17 protein-coding genes and 3 rRNA genes are annotated in these 22,337 nt (G+C 55.5%); 12 read left to right on the top strand and 8 right to left on the bottom strand.

The window, feature by feature from the left end:
- The first annotated feature begins 10 nt into the window (after positions 1-10).
- A complete protein-coding gene (locus LMS44_RS00305) occupies positions 11-946 on the top strand; it encodes an AEC family transporter (RefSeq protein WP_159175975.1) in 936 nt (311 codons plus the stop codon).
- Here the strand turns inward: LMS44_RS00305 and ligB are convergent.
- Entirely contained in the window at positions 943-2,619 is a 1,677-nt protein-coding gene (gene ligB, locus LMS44_RS00300; protein WP_159175974.1) for an NAD-dependent DNA ligase LigB, read from the bottom strand. The genes LMS44_RS00305 and ligB overlap by 4 nt on opposite strands.
- 126 nt (positions 2,620-2,745) lie before the next feature.
- Positions 2,746-3,966 (bottom strand): methionine adenosyltransferase, encoded by a 1,221-nt coding sequence (gene metK, locus LMS44_RS00295; RefSeq protein ID WP_027958904.1) that lies wholly within the window; start codon positions 3,964-3,966, stop codon positions 2,746-2,748.
- A gap of 254 nt (positions 3,967-4,220) precedes the next feature.
- Here metK and tkt point away from each other — a divergent pair, with 254 nt between their 5' ends.
- The 7 genes from tkt to LMS44_RS00260 all read left to right on the top strand — a co-directional run bounded on the left by tkt (position 4,221) and on the right by LMS44_RS00260 (position 11,344).
- Positions 4,221-6,212 carry a transketolase gene (gene tkt / locus LMS44_RS00290; protein WP_161463855.1) on the top strand — a complete coding sequence of 664 codons (1,992 nt, stop codon included), beginning with the start codon at positions 4,221-4,223 and terminating at the stop codon, positions 6,210-6,212.
- A gap of 3 nt (positions 6,213-6,215) precedes the next feature.
- Positions 6,216-6,569, top strand: coding sequence for a CidA/LrgA family protein (locus LMS44_RS00285; RefSeq protein WP_027958960.1), 354 nt, complete (start codon positions 6,216-6,218; stop codon positions 6,567-6,569).
- Entirely contained in the window at positions 6,559-7,284 is a 726-nt protein-coding gene (locus LMS44_RS00280) for an LrgB family protein (protein WP_009288691.1), read from the top strand. Before LMS44_RS00285 ends, LMS44_RS00280 begins: the two co-directional genes overlap by 11 nt.
- Before the next feature lie 108 nt (positions 7,285-7,392).
- Entirely contained in the window at positions 7,393-8,430 is a 1,038-nt protein-coding gene (locus tag LMS44_RS00275; RefSeq protein WP_041159555.1) for a type I glyceraldehyde-3-phosphate dehydrogenase, read from the top strand.
- A gap of 60 nt (positions 8,431-8,490) precedes the next feature.
- Positions 8,491-9,672, top strand: coding sequence for a phosphoglycerate kinase (locus LMS44_RS00270; protein ID WP_041159554.1), 1,182 nt, complete (start codon positions 8,491-8,493; stop codon positions 9,670-9,672).
- A 106-nt stretch (positions 9,673-9,778) separates the two neighbouring features.
- Positions 9,779-10,843, top strand: a complete 1,065-nt coding sequence (gene fba / locus LMS44_RS00265) for a class II fructose-bisphosphate aldolase (RefSeq protein ID WP_009288694.1) — start codon at positions 9,779-9,781, stop codon at positions 10,841-10,843.
- A 150-nt stretch (positions 10,844-10,993) separates the two neighbouring features.
- Positions 10,994-11,344, top strand: coding sequence for a hypothetical protein (locus tag LMS44_RS00260; protein ID WP_027958962.1), 351 nt, complete (start codon positions 10,994-10,996; stop codon positions 11,342-11,344).
- Between the two features lie 16 nt (positions 11,345-11,360).
- Here the strand turns inward: LMS44_RS00260 and LMS44_RS00255 are convergent, their stop codons facing one another.
- The gene (locus LMS44_RS00255; RefSeq protein WP_027958963.1) at positions 11,361-11,792 is read right to left on the bottom strand and encodes a hypothetical protein; all 432 of its coding nucleotides are present in this window, start codon (positions 11,790-11,792) and stop codon (positions 11,361-11,363) included.
- A gap of 286 nt (positions 11,793-12,078) precedes the next feature.
- Here LMS44_RS00255 and LMS44_RS00250 point away from each other — a divergent pair, with 286 nt between their 5' ends.
- The 3 genes from LMS44_RS00250 (at position 12,079) to LMS44_RS00240 (ending at position 14,135) form a co-directional block, all read left to right on the top strand.
- On the top strand, positions 12,079-12,777 hold the full coding sequence (locus tag LMS44_RS00250) for an HAD family hydrolase (protein ID WP_027958964.1): 699 nt from the start codon (positions 12,079-12,081) through the stop codon (positions 12,775-12,777).
- A 2-nt stretch (positions 12,778-12,779) separates the two neighbouring features.
- The gene (locus LMS44_RS00245; protein WP_027958965.1) at positions 12,780-13,154 is read left to right on the top strand and encodes a translation initiation factor Sui1; all 375 of its coding nucleotides are present in this window, start codon (positions 12,780-12,782) and stop codon (positions 13,152-13,154) included.
- A gap of 72 nt (positions 13,155-13,226) precedes the next feature.
- Positions 13,227-14,135 (top strand): nuclease-related domain-containing protein, encoded by a 909-nt coding sequence (locus LMS44_RS00240; RefSeq protein WP_138801698.1) that lies wholly within the window; start codon positions 13,227-13,229, stop codon positions 14,133-14,135.
- Positions 14,136-14,146: 11 nt separating this feature from the next.
- On the opposite strand, the gene LMS44_RS00235 is transcribed toward LMS44_RS00240, so the two are convergent.
- The 5 genes from LMS44_RS00235 to LMS44_RS00215 all read right to left on the bottom strand — a co-directional run bounded on the left by LMS44_RS00235 (position 14,147) and on the right by LMS44_RS00215 (position 21,312).
- Positions 14,147-15,478, bottom strand: coding sequence for a deoxyguanosinetriphosphate triphosphohydrolase (locus LMS44_RS00235; RefSeq protein ID WP_138801697.1), 1,332 nt, complete (start codon positions 15,476-15,478; stop codon positions 14,147-14,149).
- A gap of 309 nt (positions 15,479-15,787) precedes the next feature.
- Positions 15,788-15,903 (bottom strand): 5S ribosomal RNA (gene rrf / locus LMS44_RS00230).
- 151 nt (positions 15,904-16,054) lie between these two features.
- Positions 16,055-18,944, bottom strand: a 23S ribosomal RNA gene (locus LMS44_RS00225).
- A 248-nt stretch (positions 18,945-19,192) separates the two neighbouring features.
- Positions 19,193-20,725, bottom strand: a 16S ribosomal RNA gene (locus LMS44_RS00220).
- The 16S, 23S and 5S rRNA genes sit together here, the layout of an rRNA operon.
- A 392-nt stretch (positions 20,726-21,117) precedes the next feature.
- Positions 21,118-21,312 (bottom strand): hypothetical protein, encoded by a 195-nt coding sequence (locus tag LMS44_RS00215; protein ID WP_041157474.1) that lies wholly within the window; start codon positions 21,310-21,312, stop codon positions 21,118-21,120.
- Here LMS44_RS00215 and LMS44_RS00210 point away from each other — a divergent pair.
- On the top strand, positions 21,311-22,336 hold the full coding sequence (locus LMS44_RS00210) for an aspartate carbamoyltransferase (protein ID WP_027958465.1): 1,026 nt from the start codon (positions 21,311-21,313) through the stop codon (positions 22,334-22,336). The genes LMS44_RS00215 and LMS44_RS00210 overlap by 2 nt on opposite strands.
- Position 22,337 lies beyond the last annotated feature (1 nt).

Genomic DNA, 22,337 nt, shown 5'->3' with positions numbered 1-22,337 from the left:
GGGAGGATAAATGGATCTTGCACCTGGGGCGCTCGTTGGGCCGCTACTCATGCTACTCAGCTACGTGGGGCTAGGCTGGCTCGCCGCCCAACGACTCAAGCTAGATCCTCGCCCGATTGCGACGCTGCTGGTTTACCTGATAGCGCCTTTTACGATTTTTCGCGCGCTGATGAACGGCGGCCCAACACCTGACTACCTCTTACTCACATTAGCACTGTTCATTCTGGCAAGCCTGATGGCACTGGTGGTACAGCGTATTACTCGCCACCGTTTTGGTGAACAGGAGGCTGCTCTGCTGGCGTTCTCCTCAGGAACGGGTAATACCGGCTATTTCGGCCTACCGATTGCGCTGATTTTGCTCCCCCCTGAAGGCGTTACTCTTTACCTGTTCTGTATGCTGGGGATTAATATTTACGAATTCACCGTGGGCTTTTACCTTAGCGCACGCGGACGTTTTTCCGTACGTGAGAGTCTGATCAAAATTTCTCGCTTACCGCTTATCTATGCGTTCCTATTCGCGTTACTGCTTAGCGCCCTTGAAATAACCATACCCGCTGCAGTAATGAGTTCGCTGCAAGTCTTCCCCGCCACCTACACGCTGCTGGGCATGATGATTATTGGCATGACGCTTAGCCAAGTAACGCTTGCCGCCTGGGATTCACGCTTTGTAGCCACCTGCCTGGGTCTTCGCTACCTGCTCTGGCCGCTCGTTATGTTGGGGGCCGCTTTAATACTACAGTGGGCGGCGCCTCTTTCCACGGAACTGGCCATGGCGCTGCTGTTGATAGGCGTGGTACCCATGGCTTCCAACGTAGTGGTGGTGGCCATGGAGCTGGGCATTCAACCGCAAAAAGGCGCATTAGCGGTGCTGGTGACGACACTGCTCGCGCCGCTGCTGATTCCGCTTTATCTGGGTTTGATGCTGCGTCTCACAGGACTAGGCTAAAAACCAGCCACACCTGCTTCGTTAAGCTGTCGAGCCATGTGCTGTATCTCGGGGTGGCTAAAAAATGCTACCAGCGCGTCAGCGCGAACCGGGCCAACGCCGGGAACGGCTTGCCACTGTTCGCGCAGGTAGCCCGCTAGCTCATCCCAATCCCCGCGAACCGACTCGCTACCTGGCGGCGCCCCCAGCGCGCTTAACCAGGCCGAAAACGACTTGCCCTTGGCGACTTGAAACTGTTCCAGTAACGTTTCAGCGGTCGCCTCACCAATGCCGTAGGCCTGTTGCAGCTGGCGCGGTTCGACATCCAGCCAGTCCAGTAAATGCGTGACTACGCCCGCATCCATTAGCGCTTGCCAAGTACCTTCACCGATACCCTGCATACCAAGCTGCTCGCCAAGGTAGCTAAGCCGCGCCAGCAATTGATCATCGCAGCCGGGCGTTAATTCAAAGCAGCTCAGCAGGTTAAAGCGCTGGGGTGAAGGCGGTGACAGCGGCGAGCGCTCCTGGGTGTGCCACACCACCTCGGTTAACTGGGGAATCGTTAATCCCGCTAGCGAAATCGCCACTTGGTCACCGGGACGGACATCCAGTGACTCCCAGCGCTCCAGTGAGCCTAACGAGACGCGGCTAATACGCCGCCCCTCCAGCAGCACCGGATTAAGCCACACCAGCGGCGTCACACGCCCAGTGCGCCCAACGCGAAACTCAATGCCGCGCACTTCCGCTAGCGCCTGCTGGGCGGGATATTTCCAGGCAATGGCCCATTCAGGCGGTGATGATGACCAGCGGCGTACACCGGGTCGCTCGGCTTGCTTAATCACCACCCCGTCGGTAGCAAACGGCAACGGCCCGTTAAACCAACTATCGCGCCAATAACCGGCATCATGGCGGTCATCCAGCGGATGAGTGTAGTCAGCGCTATCAAAGCCCAGTTCACTTAGCCGTGCTAAACGTTCCTGCATTGCGGTAGGGCCATCGGGCCAGCCCCAGACAAACAGGCCAATACGCTCAAGGGTGGCCGCTGTGGGGGAGGCTTGTGCCATTGCTCCCGCCACGGCACCCCGTGCACCCGATGCGGGTGAACGCGACTGCACGTGTTGGCTTAACCGCCAATACAGCTCGCCTTGGAGTACTGCAGAAATAGGCTCGGGTAGCGTATTGGGAATGGCAGGGAGTTGCCGGGCACGGGCCGTCCAATCCTGGCCCCGCTCGCCATCGCCACGGCTAACGGCTTCGACCAGTTCGCCATTTTCATAGCGCAACGTAATCGCCACGCCGTCCACTTTGGGCTGGATCCACAGGTCTTCGCGGCGGCTGGTAAAACGTCTGACGCCATCGTCATCGGCTTTATCAAGCCCACGCTGCGCAGCCGGATGCTCAAGAGTGCCGCTGCTACGTGTAACGCGTGTAAGCGGGCGATGATCCGGTACAGTGCCCAGGCAACGCTGCCAAGTGGCTAGGCGCTCAACCGCTTGGTCGTAAAGGGCATCATCGATCAGCGCGGCGCCCTCGTCATGGTAGGCAGTGTCCCAGCGGTGAACCTGCTCAGCCAGCGCCTTGCTTTCGCGGCTTAGGCGCTCCTCCGGCCAATCAGGGCATTGGGCAGCCTGTGCGGAAAAAGTGACAAGCCAGATCAGGCTACCCAATAGCCAAATTCGTACACTCAACAACATTGCTTACCCCCGCGGTAACACATCAGCTTTTAGGCTTAGCCTAGCGCAACGGACATAAAAAAAGCCCCTCGGCCGAAGCCAAAGGGGCGATTTAATCCATTTCTTACAAACGGTGTAGCGAATCTCTTACAAACCGGCGGCCTTACGCAGTGCTTCAGCCTTATCAATCTTTTCCCACGGGAAGGCGGTAAAGGTTTCGGTATGCGCTTGGCCTTTATCGTCGTTCCAGGTGTAGCTGTGCTCGAACGGTGCCCGGCCAAAGTGGCCGTAAGCGGCGGTGAGCTGATACATCGGGTGCAACAGATCAAGCATTTTGGTGATCGCGTAGGGGCGCAGGTCAAAGTGCTCGCGAACCAGTGCAACGATCTTGGCATCGTCAATTTTACCGGTGCCGAAAGTGTCGATGGAGACCGAGGTCGGCTCGGCAACGCCAATCGCGTAGGAGACCTGAATCTCACACTTGTCAGCCAGGCCTGAGGCTACTACGTTCTTGGCCACATAGCGGCCCGCATAGGCGGCGCTGCGATCCACTTTAGAGGGGTCTTTGCCCGAGAACGCGCCACCACCGTGGCGTGCCATGCCGCCGTAGGTGTCGACGATAATTTTACGTCCAGTCAGCCCACAATCACCTACCGGGCCACCAATCACGAATTTGCCGGTCGGGTTGATATGGTACTGGGTGCTGTCATCCAACCACTCAGCGGGGATCACCTGCTCGATGACCTCGCGCTTGATCATTTTGCGCAGGTCTTCCTGATCAATATCTGGGTCGTGCTGGGTAGAGAGAACGATGGCATCGACACCGCAGGGCTGGCCTTCGGCGTTATAGCGGAAGGTTACCTGACTCTTGGCATCCGGGCGCAGCCACGGCAACAGGCCATTTTTACGCAGTTCGGCCTGACGTTCGACCAGCCGGTGAGAGTAGTGGATCGGTGCCGGCATAAAAGAGTCGGTTTCGTTAGTCGCGTAGCCAAACATCAAGCCCTGGTCGCCAGCGCCCTGATCTTCCGGTTTGCTGCGGTCAACGCCTTGGGCAATCTCGACACTCTGCTTGCCAATCAGGTTAACCACGCCGCAGGTCGCGCCGTCAAAGCCCACGTCGGACGAGTTATAGCCAATGCTGATAATCACATCACGCACGAGGGTTTCTAAATCGACCCAGGCGGAGGTGGTAATTTCACCGGCAATGATCGCCACCCCGGTTTTCACCATGGTTTCACAGGCAACGCGGGCCTGTTTATCGCGGGCGATAATGGCATCTAGCACTGCGTCAGAGATCTGATCGGCAATCTTATCGGGATGACCTTCGGAGACGGACTCGGAGGTAAACAGGGAATATTCGCTCATCGCGCACTCTACCCTCTGTATGACGGCTGTATTTAATCCACAGCATCAGCAGGAAATCATGGCAGGTGTCCCCTGCCCGTATTAGTGAAGCGATAGCATTACTTTTCTACCGCGTCGGGAGGCAGAGTCTACACGCTGTCGGCGATGCTTCCCAGAACGTGATCCCCAGAATTTGCCGCTACATTTGCCGCAACATGGGAAGTCAGCGACAATAGCGCCTTTATAATTTCTGTTTTCAGGCGAGGAGCACCCCCATGCCGTCCCGTTTTGAGCTAGCCAATGCCATTCGCGCCCTGTCCATGGATGCCGTTCAGAAGGCCAAATCCGGCCACCCGGGCGCCCCCATGGGTATGGCTGATATCGCCGAGGTGCTATGGAATGACTACCTCAAGCACAATCCCGAAGACCCCAAGTGGGCCGATCGTGACCGCTTTGTGCTCTCCAATGGCCACGGCTCCATGCTGCTTTACTCGCTGCTCCACCTCAGCGGCTACGAGCTAAGCCTGGAACAGCTGCAGAATTTCCGCCAGCTGCATTCGCCCACCGCGGGCCACCCGGAATTCGGCTACGCGCCCGGCATTGAAACCACCACTGGCCCACTGGGTCAGGGTTTTGCCAATGCCGTGGGCTTTGCCATCGCGGAAAAAACCCTGGCGGCGCAGTTTAACCGCCCCGGCCACACCATCGTCGATCACCACACATGGTGCTTTGTAGGTGACGGCTGCTTAATGGAAGGTATCTCCCACGAAGCGGCCTCTCTGGCCGGTACCCAGCAGTTGGGTAAGCTGATCACTGTATACGACGATAACGGCATCTCCATTGATGGCGAAGTGGAAGGCTGGTTTACCGACGATACCGCCAAGCGTTTTGAAGCTTACGGCTGGCACGTGGTGCCCAATGTGGATGGTCATAAGCCTGAAGAGGTGAAAGCCGCTATTGAGCTGGCCAAGAGCCACGACGATAAGCCGAGCCTGATTATCTGCAAGACCATCATTGGCTTTGGTGCCCCCAACAAGCAGGGCAAGGAAGACGCCCACGGCGCCCCTTTAGGCGACGACGAAGTGGCCCTGGCACGCACTCAGCTCGACTGGCCCCATGCGCCCTTCCATATTCCCGAGCCGATCTACTCCGCCTGGGATGCCCGTGAAGCGGGCAAAGCGGCTCAGCAGGCGTGGGACGCGCGGTTTGCCCGCTATGCTGAAGCCTTCCCCACGGAAGCGCGAGAGTTCACTCGCCGAATGAAGCGCCAGCTGCCCGCGGAACTGCCTACCGAAGCCTTGATCGAGCAGGCCCAAGAGCGTGGCGAAACCATTGCGTCACGCAAGGCCTCGTTCGAAGCGCTGAATGTGATCGGCCCGCAAATGCCGGAACTGCTGGGTGGCAGTGCCGACCTGGCACCGTCTAACCTGACCTTCTGGAAAGGCGCCAAAGCGATCACCCCGGAAGACGCCAGCGGCAACTACCTGCACTACGGTGTCCGTGAGTTTGGCATGGGGGCGGTCATGAACGGCATCGCCCTGCACGGTGGTCTGGTACCTTACGGTGCAACCTTCCTGATCTTTATGGAGTACATGCGTAACTCGATTCGCATGGCGTCGCTGATGGGCCAGCAGGTGATTTACGTGTTTACCCACGACTCCATCGGCCTGGGTGAAGATGGCCCGACTCACCAGCCCATTGAGCAGCTCACCAGCCTGCGTACCACGCCGAACCTCAATACCTGGCGTCCCTGTGATGCGGTCGAAACCGCCGCCGCCTGGGATGCGGCCATCAAGCGTCACTCTGGCCCCACGGCGCTGGTGCTGTCACGCCAGAACCTGCCCCACCAGCAGCGCACTAAAGCTCAGTTGGCAGCCATTCAGAACGGTGCGTACGTTCTTAAGGACAGCGAAGGAACGCCGGAGTTGATTCTGATTGCCACCGGTTCTGAAGTCGGCCTGGCGATGGACGCCGCCGCCGAGCTCGAGCAGCAGGGCAAAGCGGTACGCGTGGTCTCCATGCCCTCGGCCTATCGCTTTAACGGCCAGGACGCCGAGTACCGTGAGAGCGTGTTGCCCAAGGCGGTGACCAAGCGTATCGCCATCGAAGCCGCCCATGCCGACTACTGGTACAAGTATGTGGGTCTTGACGGCCGCGTGATCGGCATGACCACCTACGGTGAATCCGCACCAGCGGGGGATCTGTTCAAGCACTTCGGCTTTACCGTCGACAATGTGGTCAAGCAAGCCAACGAACTACTCGGCTAAGCCATGCCAGCACTCAGTGGCTTTCTATGGCTGATTAGCTACTGGCTTATCGGTGAAGTGGTAATCCACTTCACCGCTTTGCCGATCTCGTCAGGCGTGATCGGCATGTTGCTGCTCTGCGCTACGCTCGCCGTTCGTGGCCGTGTCCCTAGCAGCATTGCCGCTGCCGCCCAGCCGCTTATTGCGCTCCTCGCTATGCTGATTATGCCCGGGGTTGTAGGAGTGTTTTTCATCATCGGCGAACTGGCTGGGCAGTGGAGTGCCATTCTTATTGCCTTGGTGTTGGGTACGTTACTCAGCGTGATAACCACGCTGTGGCTGCTCAAGCGACTAATCGGGCAGCCGCATGTCCGCTGATACACCGCTGCTCACTCTATTAACCACCACCCCGCTATTTGCGGTGGGGTTAACGCTCGCCGCTTATTTGCTTGGTAGTGCGCTGTTCCAGCGTTTAAAGCGCCCTTCTTGGCTTCCCGCTATTTTGATCGCGGCGCTGCTACTGGCGGGAGCGTTAGCGCTGATAGGGCTGCCTTACGCTACCTATCAGCAGGGGGCCACATGGCTAACGGTGCTATTGGGGCCAGCCACGGTGGCGCTGGGTATGCCGCTTTATCAACAGTTGCCGCGGATTGTTGAATTATGGCGACCGCTGGCGATTTGTTTACCCATCGCCGCAACGCTGGCAGCTTGCTATTCACTGGCAATTGCTTGGTTACTGGGCAGCTCGGACACCATACTCGCTTCCATTGCCGCTAAATCGGTAACCGCGCCTATCGCTATCGGCATTACGGAACAGCTTGGTGGTACGGTAGCCCTGCTGTTGGGTGCGCTGCTGGTCACCGGGGTGATCACGATTCCCTGTGTCAGCCTCGCTGCGCGTTGGCTGCATATTGACGATGAGCGCTTGATCGGTTTCGCCCTGGGGCTTAACGGCCATGCCATTGGCACGGTAAGAGCATTTGAGATCAGCCCCACCGCTGGGGCTTTTGCATCACTGGGCATGAGCCTTACCGGTATTTTCACCGCAGTACTGCTGCCACTCGCCTGGCGATTAATAAGCATGGGCAGCTGATAGGCACCGGCAGTTAATAAGAATCGTCCGCTGAAATACGTTATCATCACAACGAGTTCTAGCCTATTTCGATTATTGTTGATTCACTTTTAAGAGCCACCCTTCTGCATGGCTAATTCTGCTCCCAGGTATCGCATCGCCATTAACGGTTACGGACGCATTGGCCAATGCGTGTTGCGGGCGCTCGTCGAGCGGCGACACCCCGAACTTGAAGTGGTCGCCATTAATGAACTCTCTGATCTCGCGACCATCACCTATCTAACCCGTTACGACACCACCCATGGCCGCTTTCCCGGTGACGTCGATAACGACGGTCAGTACCTTATCGTCAACGGCCAGCGCATCCAGGTACTCTGCGAACAAGATCCACACAAGTTACCCTGGAAGGCGCTTGATGTGGATCTGGTGCTGGAGTGCTCCGGGAGCTTTAAAGATCGTGCCACCGCTGAGCTGCACTTAGCGGCAGGCGCTAAGCGGCTGCTGTTTTCCCAGCCAGCGGAAAATGATGTCGATGCCACCATTGTGTGGGGCATTAATGAAGGCGAGCTGGCGCTTTCCCAGCGCATACTCTCTGCCGCTTCGTGCACCACCAACTGCCTGGTGCCGCTGTTGACCGTTCTGGATGAAGCTCTCGGCCTTGAGCACGGTGTCACCACGACGATTCATTCGGCGATGAATGACCAGCCGGTGATCGATGCCTACCACCAGACCGACCTGCGTCTGACCCGCTCGGCAATGCACTCCATTGTGCCGGTGGATACCGGCTTGGCGCTGGGTATTAGCCGCTTGATGCCCAATCTTGCGAACCGCTTTGAGTGCCTGCACGTACGTGTTCCCACTATCAATGTCTCTGCCATGGACGTGGCACTCACCGTCAGCCGCGACACTCACCGCGACGATGTAAATAACCTGCTGCTGGCCGCCAGTCAGCAGCGCTTAAAGGGCGTGCTTGGCTATACTGAAGCGCCTATGGCGTCGGTTGATTTTAATCACGACCCTCGCTCAGGCATCCTGGACGCTACCCAAACCCGAGTGGCTGGCAAGCGCCTTATCAAACTGCTGTGCTGGTTCGACAATGAGTGGGGGTTCGCTAACCGTATGCTCGATATTAGCCAGCGACTGGCCAGACTTTCGACAGAAACGTAACCTATTTGCATTAACTGTTTATATTGAGTTCCACGGCCTAAACACGAGGAAACCGCTTCCATGAATGTAAAAAAGATGACTGACCTTCCCCTGGAAGGACAACGCGTGCTGATTCGTGAAGATTTGAATGTGCCCATCAAACATGGCCGCGTCTCCAGCGATGCCCGCCTGCGCGCCGCACTGCCGACCATTCAAGCCGCCGCAAAGGCTGGGGCGAAGGTGATGTTGATGAGCCATTTAGGGCGCCCCACCGAAGGTGAACCCGCTGAGGAGTTTTCCCTCGCGCCGGTGGCTGAGCACTTGGGTGAACTGTTAGGCCGCCCAGTGCCGCTGATCAAAGCCTATCTCGGTGAAACGGTCGGCGAAACGCTGGATCTCGCCAATGGCGACGTCGTACTGCTAGAGAACGTGCGCTTTAACAGCGGCGAGAAAAAAGATGATGAGCAGTTGGCGAAACAGTACGCCGCGCTGTGCGATATCTTTGTGATGGACGCTTTTGGCACCGCCCACCGTGCCCAAGCCTCTACCCATGGCGTGGCGCGTTTTGCCCCTAGCGCCTGCGCTGGCCCTTTGCTTGCCCAGGAACTCGATGCACTTGAGAAAGCGCTGGCACACCCGGCTCGGCCCATGGCAGCCATCGTCGGCGGCTCGAAGGTCTCTACCAAGCTGGATGTCCTCACCGCGCTGGCTGATAAATGTGATCAACTGATTGTCGGCGGCGGCATCGCCAACACCTTTATTGCCGCCGCGGGGTACAATGTCGGTAAATCACTCCATGAGGCTGATTTGGTGGGCCAAGCCAAAGCACTGATGGAGAAGGTCTCGATTCCACTTCCTACCGATGTTGTCGTTGCCACCGAGTTTTCTGAGTCGGCCAAGGCCGTTGTCAAGCCGGTCGACCAGGTGGCTGATAACGAGATGATTCTGGATATTGGCCCAGACACCGCTGCACATTTGGCCAGCATGCTTAAGGATGCTGGCACTATTTTATGGAATGGGCCTGTCGGCGTCTTTGAAATCGATCAATTCGGTAAAGGTACCCAGGTAATCGCCCAGGCTATCGCTGATAGCGCAGGTTTCTCTATTGCCGGTGGCGGCGATACCTTAGCGGCCATTGATAAATATGCTATTGCGGATCGCGTTTCGTACATTTCAACCGGTGGCGGCGCCTTTCTTGAGTATGTCGAAGGCAAGCAGTTGCCTGCCGTTGCTGCACTCGAAGCCGCCGCCAAACGCGGTTAACATTACACGACTTGAATCTAAACACTCACCATCGTTCAAACTGGTAGCTCAGTCTTTAAACCCAATTTTGACAACCCAGTCTTTACAACATAGATAAGGTAACTTCATGGCTTTGATCAGCATGCGCCAGATGCTCGACCACGCCGCCGAATATGGTTACGGCATTCCGGCGTTCAACGTCAACAACCTTGAGCAGATGCGCGCCATTATGGAAGCCGCTGATGCCACCGATTCGCCGGTCATCGTGCAAGCATCTGCCGGTGCACGCAAGTACGCGGGTGCGCCCTTCCTGCGCCATCTGATTTTGGCGGCCGTCGAAGAGTTTCCGCATATCCCTGTGGTCATGCACCAGGATCACGGCACCAGCCCTGCGGTCTGCCAGCGTTCTATTCAGCTCGGCTTCTCCTCGGTGATGATGGATGGCTCGCTGGGTGAAGATGGTAAAACGCCCACCGACTACGACTATAACGTCAATGTTACCCGCCGCGCGGTGGAAATGGCTCACGCCTGTGGCGTTTCCGTCGAAGGCGAGTTGGGCTGCCTGGGCAGCCTGGAAACCGGCATGGCCGGTGAAGAAGACGGTATTGGCGCGGAAGGCAAGCTGGATATGGAGCAACTGCTTACCGACCCAGAAGAAGCCGCAGAGTTTGTGAAAGCGACCCATGTGGACGCACTGGCGATTGCCATTGGCACCAGCCACGGCGCTTACAAGTTCACTAAGCCGCCTACCGGTGACACGCTCTCTATCCAGCGTATTAAAGAGATCCACGCGCGAATTCCGGACACCCATCTGGTCATGCACGGCTCTTCTTCTGTTCCCCAGGAGTGGCTGGAAGTGATTAACCAGCACGGCGGTGAGATCCCCGAAACGTACGGCGTGCCAGTCGAAGAGATCGTTGAGGGCATTAAGCACGGCGTGCGTAAGGTCAACATCGACACCGACCTACGCTTGGCGTCTACCGGTGCCGTGCGTCGCTTCCTGGCTGAGAACCCGTCAGAATTCGACCCACGTAAGTTCTTGAAAGAGACCGTTACCGCGATGCGCGATCTATGTATCGCCCGCTACGAAGCCTTTGGTACGGCCGGCAATGCCAGTAAGATTAAGCCGATCAGCTTGGAAGAGATGTTCCTGCGCTATGAGCGCGGCGAACTGGCTCCCAAGGTAAAATAAGCTTGTAATTGGCCCACTTTCGAAAAAGACGACCAACCGGTCGTCTTTTTTTGTGGCTAATTAAATAGATATTGCAATGCAGCATAGATGCGCTAACACTGGAGATGAGGTCACGATGTCTCGTGTTCCAGCAAGGAGGCCACAACGCTGATGAAACCCACAACTTCCCTTCCCCTAATGCCCACTCCCCCGGTAGCGATGTTCGATATATGGAAAGTCGGTATCATGGCCTTTGAGCTATGGTCGACGTCTTTGTCGACGATCACTATGCGAAATCATTTATGGCAAACACAGCCGTTTTTCAGCCCCAAAATGATGCAAGAAAATCAACGTATGGTCACCGAAAAACTCGAGGCCAGCATGGAAGCTGGCCTCGTCATGCAAAAAGCGCTGCTCAACTCAATGAGCGGCAAGCAGGCTCCCTGGTGGGTGACCAGCCAGCGCACAATGAAGCCTTACCATCAGCGTAGTAGCGCTAACTCGCGCCGACTCGCCAAGTAACGCTTAGGCACTGACGTTATGCATTATCGTCGGTGCCATCCTCGTCATCTTCGCTATTCTCTTCTTCGCTGCTATGAATGGCATCTTCTGGGCTGCCAGTGCCGCCCGTGCCCGCCTCTGGGTTTCGCTCTTCACTCTCACCCGATTCTAACTCGACGTCAGCTTCGCCCTCGCTAGTGGCTACTTCTTCGTTTTTCTCTTCTTCCTCTTCTTCTTCACGGACGCGTGCCTGCTCATCAGCGCCTTCGGAATCGCTAGAAGAAGCGCCTTCACCTTCATCACGCTTTACTGATCCCGCTTTAATGCCGTACTCCTCTTCAAGCGCTTCATCATCCAGAGGTTCGTGCTGTTCACCCTCAGACGCATGATTATCAGCAAACACATAGCCAGTGGTCGTTAATAAGGCAGCGCTAAGTGCAAAGGGTAGAAACCAAGGGGTTAATCGCATTAGGCATTCTCCATGTCGTGGTTATGAAAGAATAGTGCATCCCCACTATCTCTTCAGCGCAGCTGAGGCATTTCCATCGCTTGTACTACTGCGTCTGCTGACGCTAGATGGCCTACAACAGTAGCCAGCAAAATGAGTGTAGCCATTTAAGCTGGCTCAAGAGTCACGTTCAGGCAAGCAAAAAATAACAAAACAGTGTTCACAAATGACGTAAAATCCCGTTCAATAGCAGTATGGATGGCTTCAACTAACACTGGCAGTGCATAAGCCGCTGCAAGGAACCACAATGCCGCTCCCACTTTTGCTGTTTGACTGTGATGGCACTCTTGTCGATAGCGAGCCGCTACTGGCTGAAGAGATGGCTGCCGGGCTCAATTCAGTAGGCCTGCCTTTCGCGTCTACTGATTATCTTGGCGAATTTCGTGGAGCGCGCTTTCGACGCATCGTTGCTGAACTGCAACAACGCTACGGTAACGTTGACCCTGACCAGCTTGACCGCATGGAAGTCTCTATGCGAGCCAATCTAGCCACCCGGCTTGCCCAAGAGCTGACCACCATTCCCGGCGCCCAAGAAGCGCTGGATACTCTGGCGGCTTATCCCAGTGCAGTGGTTTCTAATGGGCCTGAAAGCAAAATTCATACGGCTTTAGAAGCGACAGGGCTCAGCCACTACTTCGGTAAGCGTTTTTTCAGTGGCTATACCGCTAATTGCTGGAAGCCCGAACCCTGTTTACATCTACACGCAGCGAGTATCATGGGCTATTCAGCGCATGACTGCATTGCCATAGACGATGCCTTAGTAGGCGTACGCGCGGCGCTTCAGGCGGGAATGACGGTGATCCACTTAAACCGTTTCCCGGATGCCGAGACAACGCCTGAAAACGCTATCATGATTAGTAATATGTATCAGCTACCCGCTGTAGTGGAGCGACTCACCCGTGAGTATTGGCAAACCCCTGTGCCCCAACACTCAATTGGAGGATAAAAATGGCCTCTTTACGAGACCAGCTCGGTGGGCTGGTTTATTCCACCGAACATGGCAAAACCTGCCCCACTTGCCGCGAGCCACTCAATGACTGCCACTGCGATGATCTGAGCGAACAGCAGCGGCTGGCGGCGCTTGATGGCGTAGTACGCATTCGCCGCGAAACGAGTGGCCGTAAAGGTAAAGGCGTGACCACCGTCAGTGGCATTCCTCTGCCTGGCGAAGAGCTTAAAACGTTAGCTAAAACGCTTAAAAAGCGGTGTGGAACGGGTGGGGCAGTTAAAGAGGGTATTATTGAAATTCAAGGCGACCACCGCGACACCCTGCGTCAGGAGTTAAGCGCCCTTGGCTACCAAGTTAAACTCGCTGGGGGTTAGCCTCCTCTACGCCACTATAACTTTCCATCGGGGCTTACCATCGGGTAAGTCACTATAGAGCAAGGCACTGCAATGGCTTGGCTGGAATACGTGCTACCCCTGATTTTTTTATTCCCCATGGCGGCAATGGCCAGTATTGTCCTCGCGCTGCGCAGCCTGCACGATGCTCGCGTTCACTCTCCATTCAACGCCCCCCTTCATGAGCCGGGTCAAGCGCTACGGCACCGCCTTGACCAAGCGTTTTCCAGCCTTTTTTTAAATGGTGCATTAGGGCCCATTATCAGCCTCGCTCCGCTAGTTTACGGAATGGGCCGTATGTTGTTTGTGGATAAGCAGGACTGGGTTGAGTGGGCACTGTATGGGCTGCTTAGTACGTTGCTGGTACTGACTTTTTCATTATTGCTGGTACGCGACTATCAGCGTATCCGACGGCTAAAGTTAGGCTTAGCCTGTGAGCTCGCCGTTGGCCAAGAGCTGGAGCGCTTAGTCCGCCCTGATGCACACCCTTACTATGTATTCCACGATGTGCCTACCGATAGCTTCACGATCGATCACGTCGTAGTAACGCCCCATGGCGTATTTGTGGTTGAGACACGGGCAAGAACACTCGCTATCGGCACCGATGGCAATGAGCTCAATACAGTCGCGGTGGAACGCGAGCGGTTGCGCTTTCCCCATGGGCAAGAACGTCGGCCACTGCATAAAACTCGCCAAGGGGTTAACTGGCTGACTCACTGGTTAGAGCGGCGCTGTGGCGTGCCCGTCCCGGTACGGGGCGTATTGGTGCTGCCGGGTTGGAAAATAGATAACAGCGAAGCCGCTCCTGATATTTTAGTGGTCAGCGGGGACACGCTTGCTAAGCAGCTGACCGAGCTGACCCCAGGCCCACTCAACGATGCCATCCATGACAAGGTCATTAATGTGCTTCTTGAGCGCGCTCAGTTGATGGAGTTGAAGCACCTGAGCCAACCTTCGGTTTAATTACGGCGTACTCAATCACCGCGCAGTCGGCCGCCCATCTCCTGGGCTAGATCCACCGCGTAGTGGTCTGTCATCCCACCGATAAAGTCCAGCATTCGCCGATAGCTATCGTAGAGTGACCAAGATGGCAGGGGCGTGTTTTCACCTATCAGGGCCAGTACACGCTGGTGTTTAAACGATGAGTGCCCTGTGTGGTGAAGCTCGTGTGCAGCGCCAATAAAGGCTTCCAACAGGATACCCAGTGTCGTATAGGCGCCAATCTCGAGCTTCGCCTTACGCTCATTCTGGAAAATGCGCTCTCGAGCCAACTGCTTCGCCGCTTGAACACCCCATCCCAGGTCAGGGTGGCACAGCTCCAACAGATCCTCACTGAGTGTGCCGCTCAGCAGGGCCTGCTCGTGCTGCACAAACACCGTGCCAACATCATTGACCGCGCGCTCCATCGCAGCTCCTCGCAGCAGTGCAATGCGGCGCCGCTGTGACACATTACGATCTTGCATTTCGGCATACTCGGGCGGAAACTCTCCGGCAATTTGGCGCAGTATTTCGACAACCTCTTCATAGCGCAAGATGCCCATCTCCAAACCATCTTCCAGATCCAACAGGGCATAGCAGATATCATCTGCCGCCTCGACCAGCCACGCCAGTGGATGGCGACACCAGCGCTGCTCGCCTTGGGGCAACAACCCTACCGCTTCAGCCACCTCTTTGAGCAGCACCTGCTCTGACTGATAGGCGCCAAACTTGCCCGCTCGACCACCATAACGAACCGTCCAAGGGTATTTAAGCAATGCACCCAAGGTGGCCGCAGAAAGCCGCATACCGCCATTAAACTGGTTATATTCGATCTGGGTAATCACCCGAAAACCCTGGGCGTTGCCTTCATAGGTCAACAGATCTTCGCGCTCAGCGTTTGAAAGGCCTTCTAACAGGCCACTGCTTTGAGCGCGCTGAAACCAATCACGGATTGCATACTCTCCCGCATGGCCAAAAGGGGGATTCCCGATGTCATGTCCCAGGCACGCTGTTTGGACAATGACGCCAAGGTCAGCAGGCGTAATCCATTCAGGCAGGCGATCGCGCAGCAACTCCCCCACAATCATGCCCAAGGAGCGGCCTACACAGCCAACCTCCAGCGAGTGAGTTAGGCGCGTATGAATATGATCGTTTTCGGTTAGCGGATGCACCTGGGTCTTGCGCCCTAGGCGTCTAAATGAACCTGAGAAAACAATACGGTCGTGATCTTTATGAAACGGGCTACGACCGATTTCACGGGTACTTGTTGAGCGTTGATCGTGAAGACGTCGTGGGGAAAGTAACTGTTCCCAGCGCATCTGAGTCATGGGCATTCCTCCTGAGGAGTGCATTCTGACATAAAACGCCGGAAAACCGCACGTTAGTGTGAGGCGTGAGGCGTGAGGCGTGAGGCGTGAGGTGTGAGGTGTGAGGTGTGAGGTGTGAGGTGTGAGGTGTGAGGTGTGAGGTGTGAGGTGTGAGGTGTGAGGTGTGAGGTGGAACAGGATATTCGTTAGATACCCCTACACCAACGTTTTCTACTCACTATTCCCCTCACTCCTCACTATTTACCCCTCACGACCATGCAAAAAAAAATCCCCCAAGGCATCAGCCCTGGGGGATTTTTCATAATAAGTGCCTGACGATGACCTACTCTCGCATGGGGAGACCCCACACTACCATCGGCGCTAAGCGGTTTCACTTCTGAGTTCGGCAAGGGATCAGGTGGTTCACGCGTGCCATGGTCGTCAGGCGTAACTGTTAATGTACATCATGCTAACTAGCGTTTTTGCTATCTTGTGATCGTCTCATTGCTTGCCGCCCTGGCTGTTGCCTGGGCCACACGCTGCGTATCCGGCTTTTAATGTTGCGTCATCATCACGACCAGACCCCTTGGGTGTTATAGGGTCAAGCCTCACGGGCCATTAGTACACGTTAGCTCAACGCCTTGCAGCGCTTCCACACCGTGCCTATCAACCAGCTGGTCTCGCTGGGCCCTTCAGGAGGCTCTAGGCCTCAGGGATGTCTCATCTTGAAGGGGGCTTCCCGCTTAGATGCTTTCAGCGGTTATCCCGTCCGACCATAGCTACCCGGCAATGCCACTGGCGTGACAACCGGAACACCAGAGGGTCGTCCACTCCGGTCCTCTCGTACTAGGAGCAGCCCTTCTCAAACATCCAACGCCCACGGCAGATAGGGACCGAACTGTCTCACGACGTTCTAAACCCAGCTCGCGTACCACTTTAAATGGCGAACAGCCATACCCTTGGGACCGACTTCAGCCCCAGGATGTGATGAGCCGACATCGAGGTGCCAAACACCGCCGTCGATGTGAACTCTTGGGCGGTATCAGCCTGTTATCCCCGGAGTACCTTTTATCCGTTGAGCGATGGCCCTTCCATACAGAACCACCGGATCACTAGAACCTGCTTTCGCACCTGCTCGACGTGTCTGTCTCGCAGTCAAGCACCCTTATGCTCTTGCACTCAATGCACGATGTCCGACCGTGCTGAGGGTACCTTCGTGCTCCTCCGTTACTCTTTAGGAGGAGACCGCCCCAGTCAAACTACCCACCACACACTGTCCTCGATCCGGATAACGGACCTGAGTGAGAACGCCAATGATGCCAGGCTGGTATTTCAAGGTTGGCTCCCTTCGAACTGGCGTCCAGAGTTCTAAGCCTCCCAGCTATCCTACACAGGCAACATCAGCGTCCAGTGTGAAGCTATAGTAAAGGTTCACGGGGTCTTTCCGTCTAGCCGCGGGTACACCGCATCTTCACGGCGATTTCAATTTCACTGAGTCTCGGGTGGAGACAGCGTGGCCATCATTACGCCATTCGTGCAGGTCGGAACTTACCCGACAAGGAATTTCGCTACCTTAGGACCGTTATAGTTACGGCCGCCGTTTACCGGGGCTTCAATCAAGAGCTTCGCCTTGCGGCTAACACCATCATTTAACCTTCCGGCACCGGGCAGGCGTCACACCCTATACGTCCGCTTGCGCGTTAGCAGAGTGCTGTGTTTTTAATAAACAGTTGCAGCCACCTGGTATCTTCGACCGGTTCGGGCTAGGAGAGCAAGTCTCTTCACCCTATGCCGGCGTGCCTTCTCCCGAAGTTACGGCACCATTTTGCCTAGTTCCTTCACCCGAGTTCTCTCAAGCGCCTTGGGATTCTCACCCTGACCACCTGTGTCGGTTTGGGGTACGGTCGCACATGATCTGAAGCTTAGAGGCTTTTCCTGGAAGCGTGGCATCAGTGACTTCCTGACCGTGGTCAGTTCGTCTCGTGTCTCGGCTTTAAGACCCCGGATTTACCTAAGGTCTCGGCCTACTCACTTTCACCAGGACTACCAACGCCTGGCTCACCTAGCCTTCTTCGTCCCCCCATCGCAACCATGTCCGGTACGGGAATATTGACCCGTTTCCCATCGACTACGCCTTTCGGCCTCGCCTTAGGGGCCGACTCACTCTGCTCCGATTAGCGTCGAACAGAAACCCTTGGTCTTCCGGCGAGGGCGTTTTTCACGCCCTTTATCGTTACTCATGTCAGCATTCGCACTCGTGATACCTCCAGCGAACTTCTCAATTCACCTTCATTGGCTTACACGACGCTCCTCTACCGCTCATCCTAATGGATGAACCCGTAGCTTCGGTACCTGGTTTAGCCCCGTTACATCTTCCGCGCAGGCCGACTCGACTAGTGAGCTATTACGCTTTCTTTAAAGGATGGCTGCTTCTAAGCCAACCTCCTAGCTGTCTGAGCCTTCCCACATCGTTTCCCACTTAACCAGGATTTCGGGACCTTAGCTGACGGTCTGGGTTGTTTCCCTTTTCACGACGGACGTTAGCACCCGCCGTGTGTCTCCCACGCGCTACTCACCGGTATTCGGAGTTTGCCTCGGGTTGGTAAGTCGGGATGACCCCCTAGCCGAAACAGTGCTCTACCCCCGGCGGTACTACGTGAGGCGCTACCTAAATAGCTTTCGAGGAGAACCAGCTATCTCCGAGCTTGATTAGCCTTTCACTCCGATCCACAAGTCATCCAAATCTTTTTCAACAGATCCTGGTTCGGGCCTCCAATTGATGTTACTCAATCTTCACCCTGCTCATGGATAGATCGCTCGGTTTCGGGTCTATATCCAGCGACTGTGTCGCCCAGTTAAGACTCGGTTTCCCTACGGCTCCCCTATACGGTTAACCTCGCCACTGAATATAAGTCGCTGACCCATTATACAAAAGGTACGCCGTCACCCAACAAGTGGGCTCCGACTGCTTGTACGCACACGGTTTCAGGATCTATTTCACTCCCCTCTCCGGGGTTCTTTTCGCCTTTCCCTCACGGTACTGGTTCACTATCGGTCAGCCAGGAGTATTTAGCCTTGGAGGATGGTCCCCCCGTCTTCAGTCAAGGTTTCTCGTGCCCCGACCTACTCGATTTCACATGATCAGATTTTCGACTACGGGGCTATCACCCGCTACGGCCACGCTTCCCAGCGTGTTCGCCTAATCAGTCTCATGCTTAAGGGCTGGTCCCCGTTCGCTCGCCGCTACTAGGGGAATCTCGGTTGATTTCTTTTCCTCAGGGTACTTAGATGTTTCAGTTCCCCTGGTTCGCCTCGTACACCTATGTATTCAGTGCACGATACTCATCTTGTGATGAGTGGGTTTCCCCATTCAGAGATGTCCGGGTCACAGGTTGTTGCCACCTCACCGAACCTTATCGCAGGCTACCACGTCTTTCATCGCCTCTGGCTGCCTAGGCATCCACCGTGTGCGCTTCATTGCTTAACCCTATAACCCGAAGGAGTCTGGCATCTCGCAATGATCACGTTTCATTTTGCCGGATACGCTTGAGACGTATCACAATTTAAGAAGCACTTCTTGCGAAGTGTTCTTGTCAGCATGATATACATTGTTAAAGAGCGACTGCTATAAGCAGTGATAAGGCAACGCCGAAGGCGTCTGGCTTATCACTGCTCATCAACAGCTATCTGATCAGGTAATTCATTGTGGACGCTTACTAACTGTGACGCATCGTTTAAGGAGGTGATCCAGCCGCAGGTTCCCCTACGGCTACCTTGTTACGACTTCACCCCAGTCATGAACCACACCGTGGTGATCGCCCTCTTGCGTTAGGCTAACCACTTCTGGTGCAGTCCACTCCCATGGTGTGACGGGCGGTGTGTACAAGGCCCGGGAACGTATTCACCGTGACATTCTGATTCACGATTACTAGCGATTCCGACTTCACGGAGTCGAGTTGCAGACTCCGATCCGGACTGAGACCGGCTTTAAGGGATTCGCTGACTCTCGCGAGCTCGCAGCCCTTTGTACCGGCCATTGTAGCACGTGTGTAGCCCTACCCGTAAGGGCCATGATGACTTGACGTCGTCCCCACCTTCCTCCGGTTTGTCACCGGCAGTCTCCTTAGAGTTCCCGACATTACTCGCTGGCAAATAAGGACAAGGGTTGCGCTCGTTACGGGACTTAACCCAACATTTCACAACACGAGCTGACGACAGCCATGCAGCACCTGTCTTACAGTTCCCGAAGGCACACCAGAATCTCTTCCGGCTTCTGTAGATGTCAAGGGTAGGTAAGGTTCTTCGCGTTGCATCGAATTAAACCACATGCTCCACCGCTTGTGCGGGCCCCCGTCAATTCATTTGAGTTTTAACCTTGCGGCCGTACTCCCCAGGCGGTCGACTTATCGCGTTAACTTCGCCACAAAGTGCTCTAGGCACCCAACGGCTGGTCGACATCGTTTACGGCGTGGACTACCAGGGTATCTAATCCTGTTTGCTACCCACGCTTTCGCACCTCAGTGTCAGTGTCAGTCCAGAAGGCCGCCTTCGCCACTGGTATTCCTCCCGATCTCTACGCATTTCACCGCTACACCGGGAATTCTACCTTCCTCTCCTGCACTCTAGCCTGACAGTTCCGGATGCCGTTCCCAGGTTGAGCCCGGGGCTTTCACAACCGGCTTATCAAGCCACCTACGCGCGCTTTACGCCCAGTAATTCCGATTAACGCTTGCACCCTCCGTATTACCGCGGCTGCTGGCACGGAGTTAGCCGGTGCTTCTTCTGCGAGTGATGTCTTTCCTACCGGGTATTAACCGATAGGCGTTCTTCCTCGCTGAAAGTGCTTTACAACCCGAGGGCCTTCTTCACACACGCGGCATGGCTGGATCAGGGTTGCCCCCATTGTCCAATATTCCCCACTGCTGCCTCCCGTAGGAGTTCGGGCCGTGTCTCAGTCCCGATGTGGCTGATCATCCTCTCAGACCAGCTACGGATCGTTGCCTTGGTAAGCCATTACCTTACCAACTAGCTAATCCGACATAGGCTCATCCAATAGCGGGAGCCGGAGCCCCCTTTCTCCCGTAGGACGTATGCGGTATTAGCCTGGGTTTCCCCAGGTTATCCCCCACTATCGGGCAGATTCCTATGCATTACTCACCCGTCCGCCGCTCGTCAGCGGGTAGCAAGCTACCCCTGTTACCGCTCGACTTGCATGTGTTAGGCCTGCCGCCAGCGTTCAATCTGAGCCATGATCAAACTCTTCAGTTTAAGATCTATGTGATCCTTACATGTCACCCGAGGGCAACAAAAGCGGATCAAACTTGGCTCAAGGTTCAAACGAATTCATTCAAAACAGATCCCAAAGGACGAATCCTTTAAAACCTTATTGCTTGAGTCGCTTGCCTTGATATTGGGTGATTTGTCACCAACATCAGCAAGCGCCCACATGAATTACCTGATCAAATTGTTAAAGAGCTGTTTCGCTGTTAGGTTGCTGTGAAAGCAACCTGGCTGCCGTTGACTTGGCTTGCCTCAGCGAGGAAGGCGTATTCTACGCATTTCCTGGTGGTTGTCAAGGGCGTTGTTTTCGATGCAAACCTGACCACATCCAAAACCGCTGGCTTTCGTAAAAGCACTAACTACCTGACAAACCGAAGCTTTTACACTTCATTCACCGCTGGTAACGCTTGGCGTCCCCGGCAGCGGATGCGTACTTTACGGATTCGCTGCCGGGTTGGCAAGCGGTTTTGTAGAAAAATTACAGATTGTCCGCCATGCGTGAATGAAAGCCCTTCGGCACTACCCTCATTGGCGGTTACACTAGCGCTATCTACCACCTTACTGAGGTCCGCCATGAGCCACCACCTGCTAACTGTCGACTCATTAAACCGCGAAAGCGTTGATCATTTACTGCGTGTGGCTGCACGCATGGAGCCAATTGCTCAGCGGCGCCAAGTGACACGAGTGTTGGAAGGGGCGGTACTCGGCAACCTGTTTTTTGAAGCCAGCACCCGTACGCGGGTAAGCTTCAATGCTGCCTTTTGTCGTTTAGGTGGCAGCGTATGTGACACCACGGGCTTCACTTTCTCCTCTATGGCGAAGGGAGAGTCACTATATGACACCAGCCGTGTAATGAGTGGCTACTGCGACGCCATTGTAATGCGCCACCCCGACCAGGGCTCGGTGGCTGAGTTTGCCGCGGCGACGAATGTACCGGTTATTAATGGTGGCGACGGCCCCGGGGAGCACCCCAGCCAAGCACTACTTGACCTTTATACGATTGATAAAGAGTTTCAGCGCCTAGGTAAATCACTGACCGGTGCGCATATTTTACTCACCGGCGACTTGAAGTACGGCCGTACCGTACATTCACTGATTAAGCTTTTATCCCTCTATGACCCGCTGCGCATTACCCTGGTGTCGCCGCCGGGCCTTGAGATGCCTTCCAAGCTGATTGACTTAGTAGCCTCTCGCGGCCACCGCATTGAGCAGCGCGATTCTCTCGCTAGTGATTTTGCCGATTTAGATGTGGTGTACACCACACGGATACAGAAGGAACGCTTTACCGACGAGATGAATGAGAGCTTTCAGGGGCTCTCTGACGACTTTATGGTTAACCGCGATTTTCTCGATCACCGCTGCAGCCAAAGCACCATTGTGATGCACCCGCTACCCAGGGATAGCCGCCCCGGCGCGAATGATTTAAACGTCGACCTTAACGGCGATCCGCGTCTGGCGATTTTCCGCCAAACCGATAACGGTATCCCCATGCGAATGGCGATTTTCGCGACACTGCTCAATGTCGATGAGCTAATCGAAAAAGAGCTACGCCCCGTGCGCTGGTACGTACCCACCCAAACGGGCACGCTGGATCGTTAAA

This window comes from Halomonas profundus, assembly GCF_020865425.1.
Taxonomy (GTDB): domain Bacteria; phylum Pseudomonadota; class Gammaproteobacteria; order Pseudomonadales; family Halomonadaceae; genus Vreelandella; species Vreelandella titanicae.
Note: the sequence above shows the minus strand (reverse complement) of the source record. Positions and strands in the feature narration are given on the sequence as shown.

Bases quoted from the DNA above. Each gene is read 5' to 3' on its own strand.
- LMS44_RS00305 (WP_159175975.1), top strand. From the start codon at position 11: ATGGATCTTGCACCTGGGGCGCTCGTTGGGCCGCTACTCATGCTACTC.
- ligB (WP_159175974.1), bottom strand. From the start codon at position 2,619: ATGTTGTTGAGTGTACGAATTTGGCTATTGGGTAGCCTGATCTGGCTT.
- metK (WP_027958904.1), bottom strand. From the start codon at position 3,966: ATGAGCGAATATTCCCTGTTTACCTCCGAGTCCGTCTCCGAAGGTCAT.
- tkt (WP_161463855.1), top strand. From the start codon at position 4,221: ATGCCGTCCCGTTTTGAGCTAGCCAATGCCATTCGCGCCCTGTCCATG.
- LMS44_RS00285 (WP_027958960.1), top strand. From the start codon at position 6,216: ATGCCAGCACTCAGTGGCTTTCTATGGCTGATTAGCTACTGGCTTATC.
- LMS44_RS00280 (WP_009288691.1), top strand. From the start codon at position 6,559: ATGTCCGCTGATACACCGCTGCTCACTCTATTAACCACCACCCCGCTA.
- LMS44_RS00275 (WP_041159555.1), top strand. From the start codon at position 7,393: ATGGCTAATTCTGCTCCCAGGTATCGCATCGCCATTAACGGTTACGGA.
- LMS44_RS00270 (WP_041159554.1), top strand. From the start codon at position 8,491: ATGAATGTAAAAAAGATGACTGACCTTCCCCTGGAAGGACAACGCGTG.
- fba (WP_009288694.1), top strand. From the start codon at position 9,779: ATGGCTTTGATCAGCATGCGCCAGATGCTCGACCACGCCGCCGAATAT.
- LMS44_RS00260 (WP_027958962.1), top strand. From the start codon at position 10,994: ATGAAACCCACAACTTCCCTTCCCCTAATGCCCACTCCCCCGGTAGCG.
- LMS44_RS00255 (WP_027958963.1), bottom strand. From the start codon at position 11,792: ATGCGATTAACCCCTTGGTTTCTACCCTTTGCACTTAGCGCTGCCTTA.
- LMS44_RS00250 (WP_027958964.1), top strand. From the start codon at position 12,079: ATGCCGCTCCCACTTTTGCTGTTTGACTGTGATGGCACTCTTGTCGAT.
- LMS44_RS00245 (WP_027958965.1), top strand. From the start codon at position 12,780: ATGGCCTCTTTACGAGACCAGCTCGGTGGGCTGGTTTATTCCACCGAA.
- LMS44_RS00240 (WP_138801698.1), top strand. From the start codon at position 13,227: ATGGCTTGGCTGGAATACGTGCTACCCCTGATTTTTTTATTCCCCATG.
- LMS44_RS00235 (WP_138801697.1), bottom strand. From the start codon at position 15,478: ATGACTCAGATGCGCTGGGAACAGTTACTTTCCCCACGACGTCTTCAC.
- LMS44_RS00210 (WP_027958465.1), top strand. From the start codon at position 21,311: ATGAGCCACCACCTGCTAACTGTCGACTCATTAAACCGCGAAAGCGTT.
- LMS44_RS00215 (WP_041157474.1), bottom strand. From the start codon at position 21,312: ATGGCGGACCTCAGTAAGGTGGTAGATAGCGCTAGTGTAACCGCCAAT.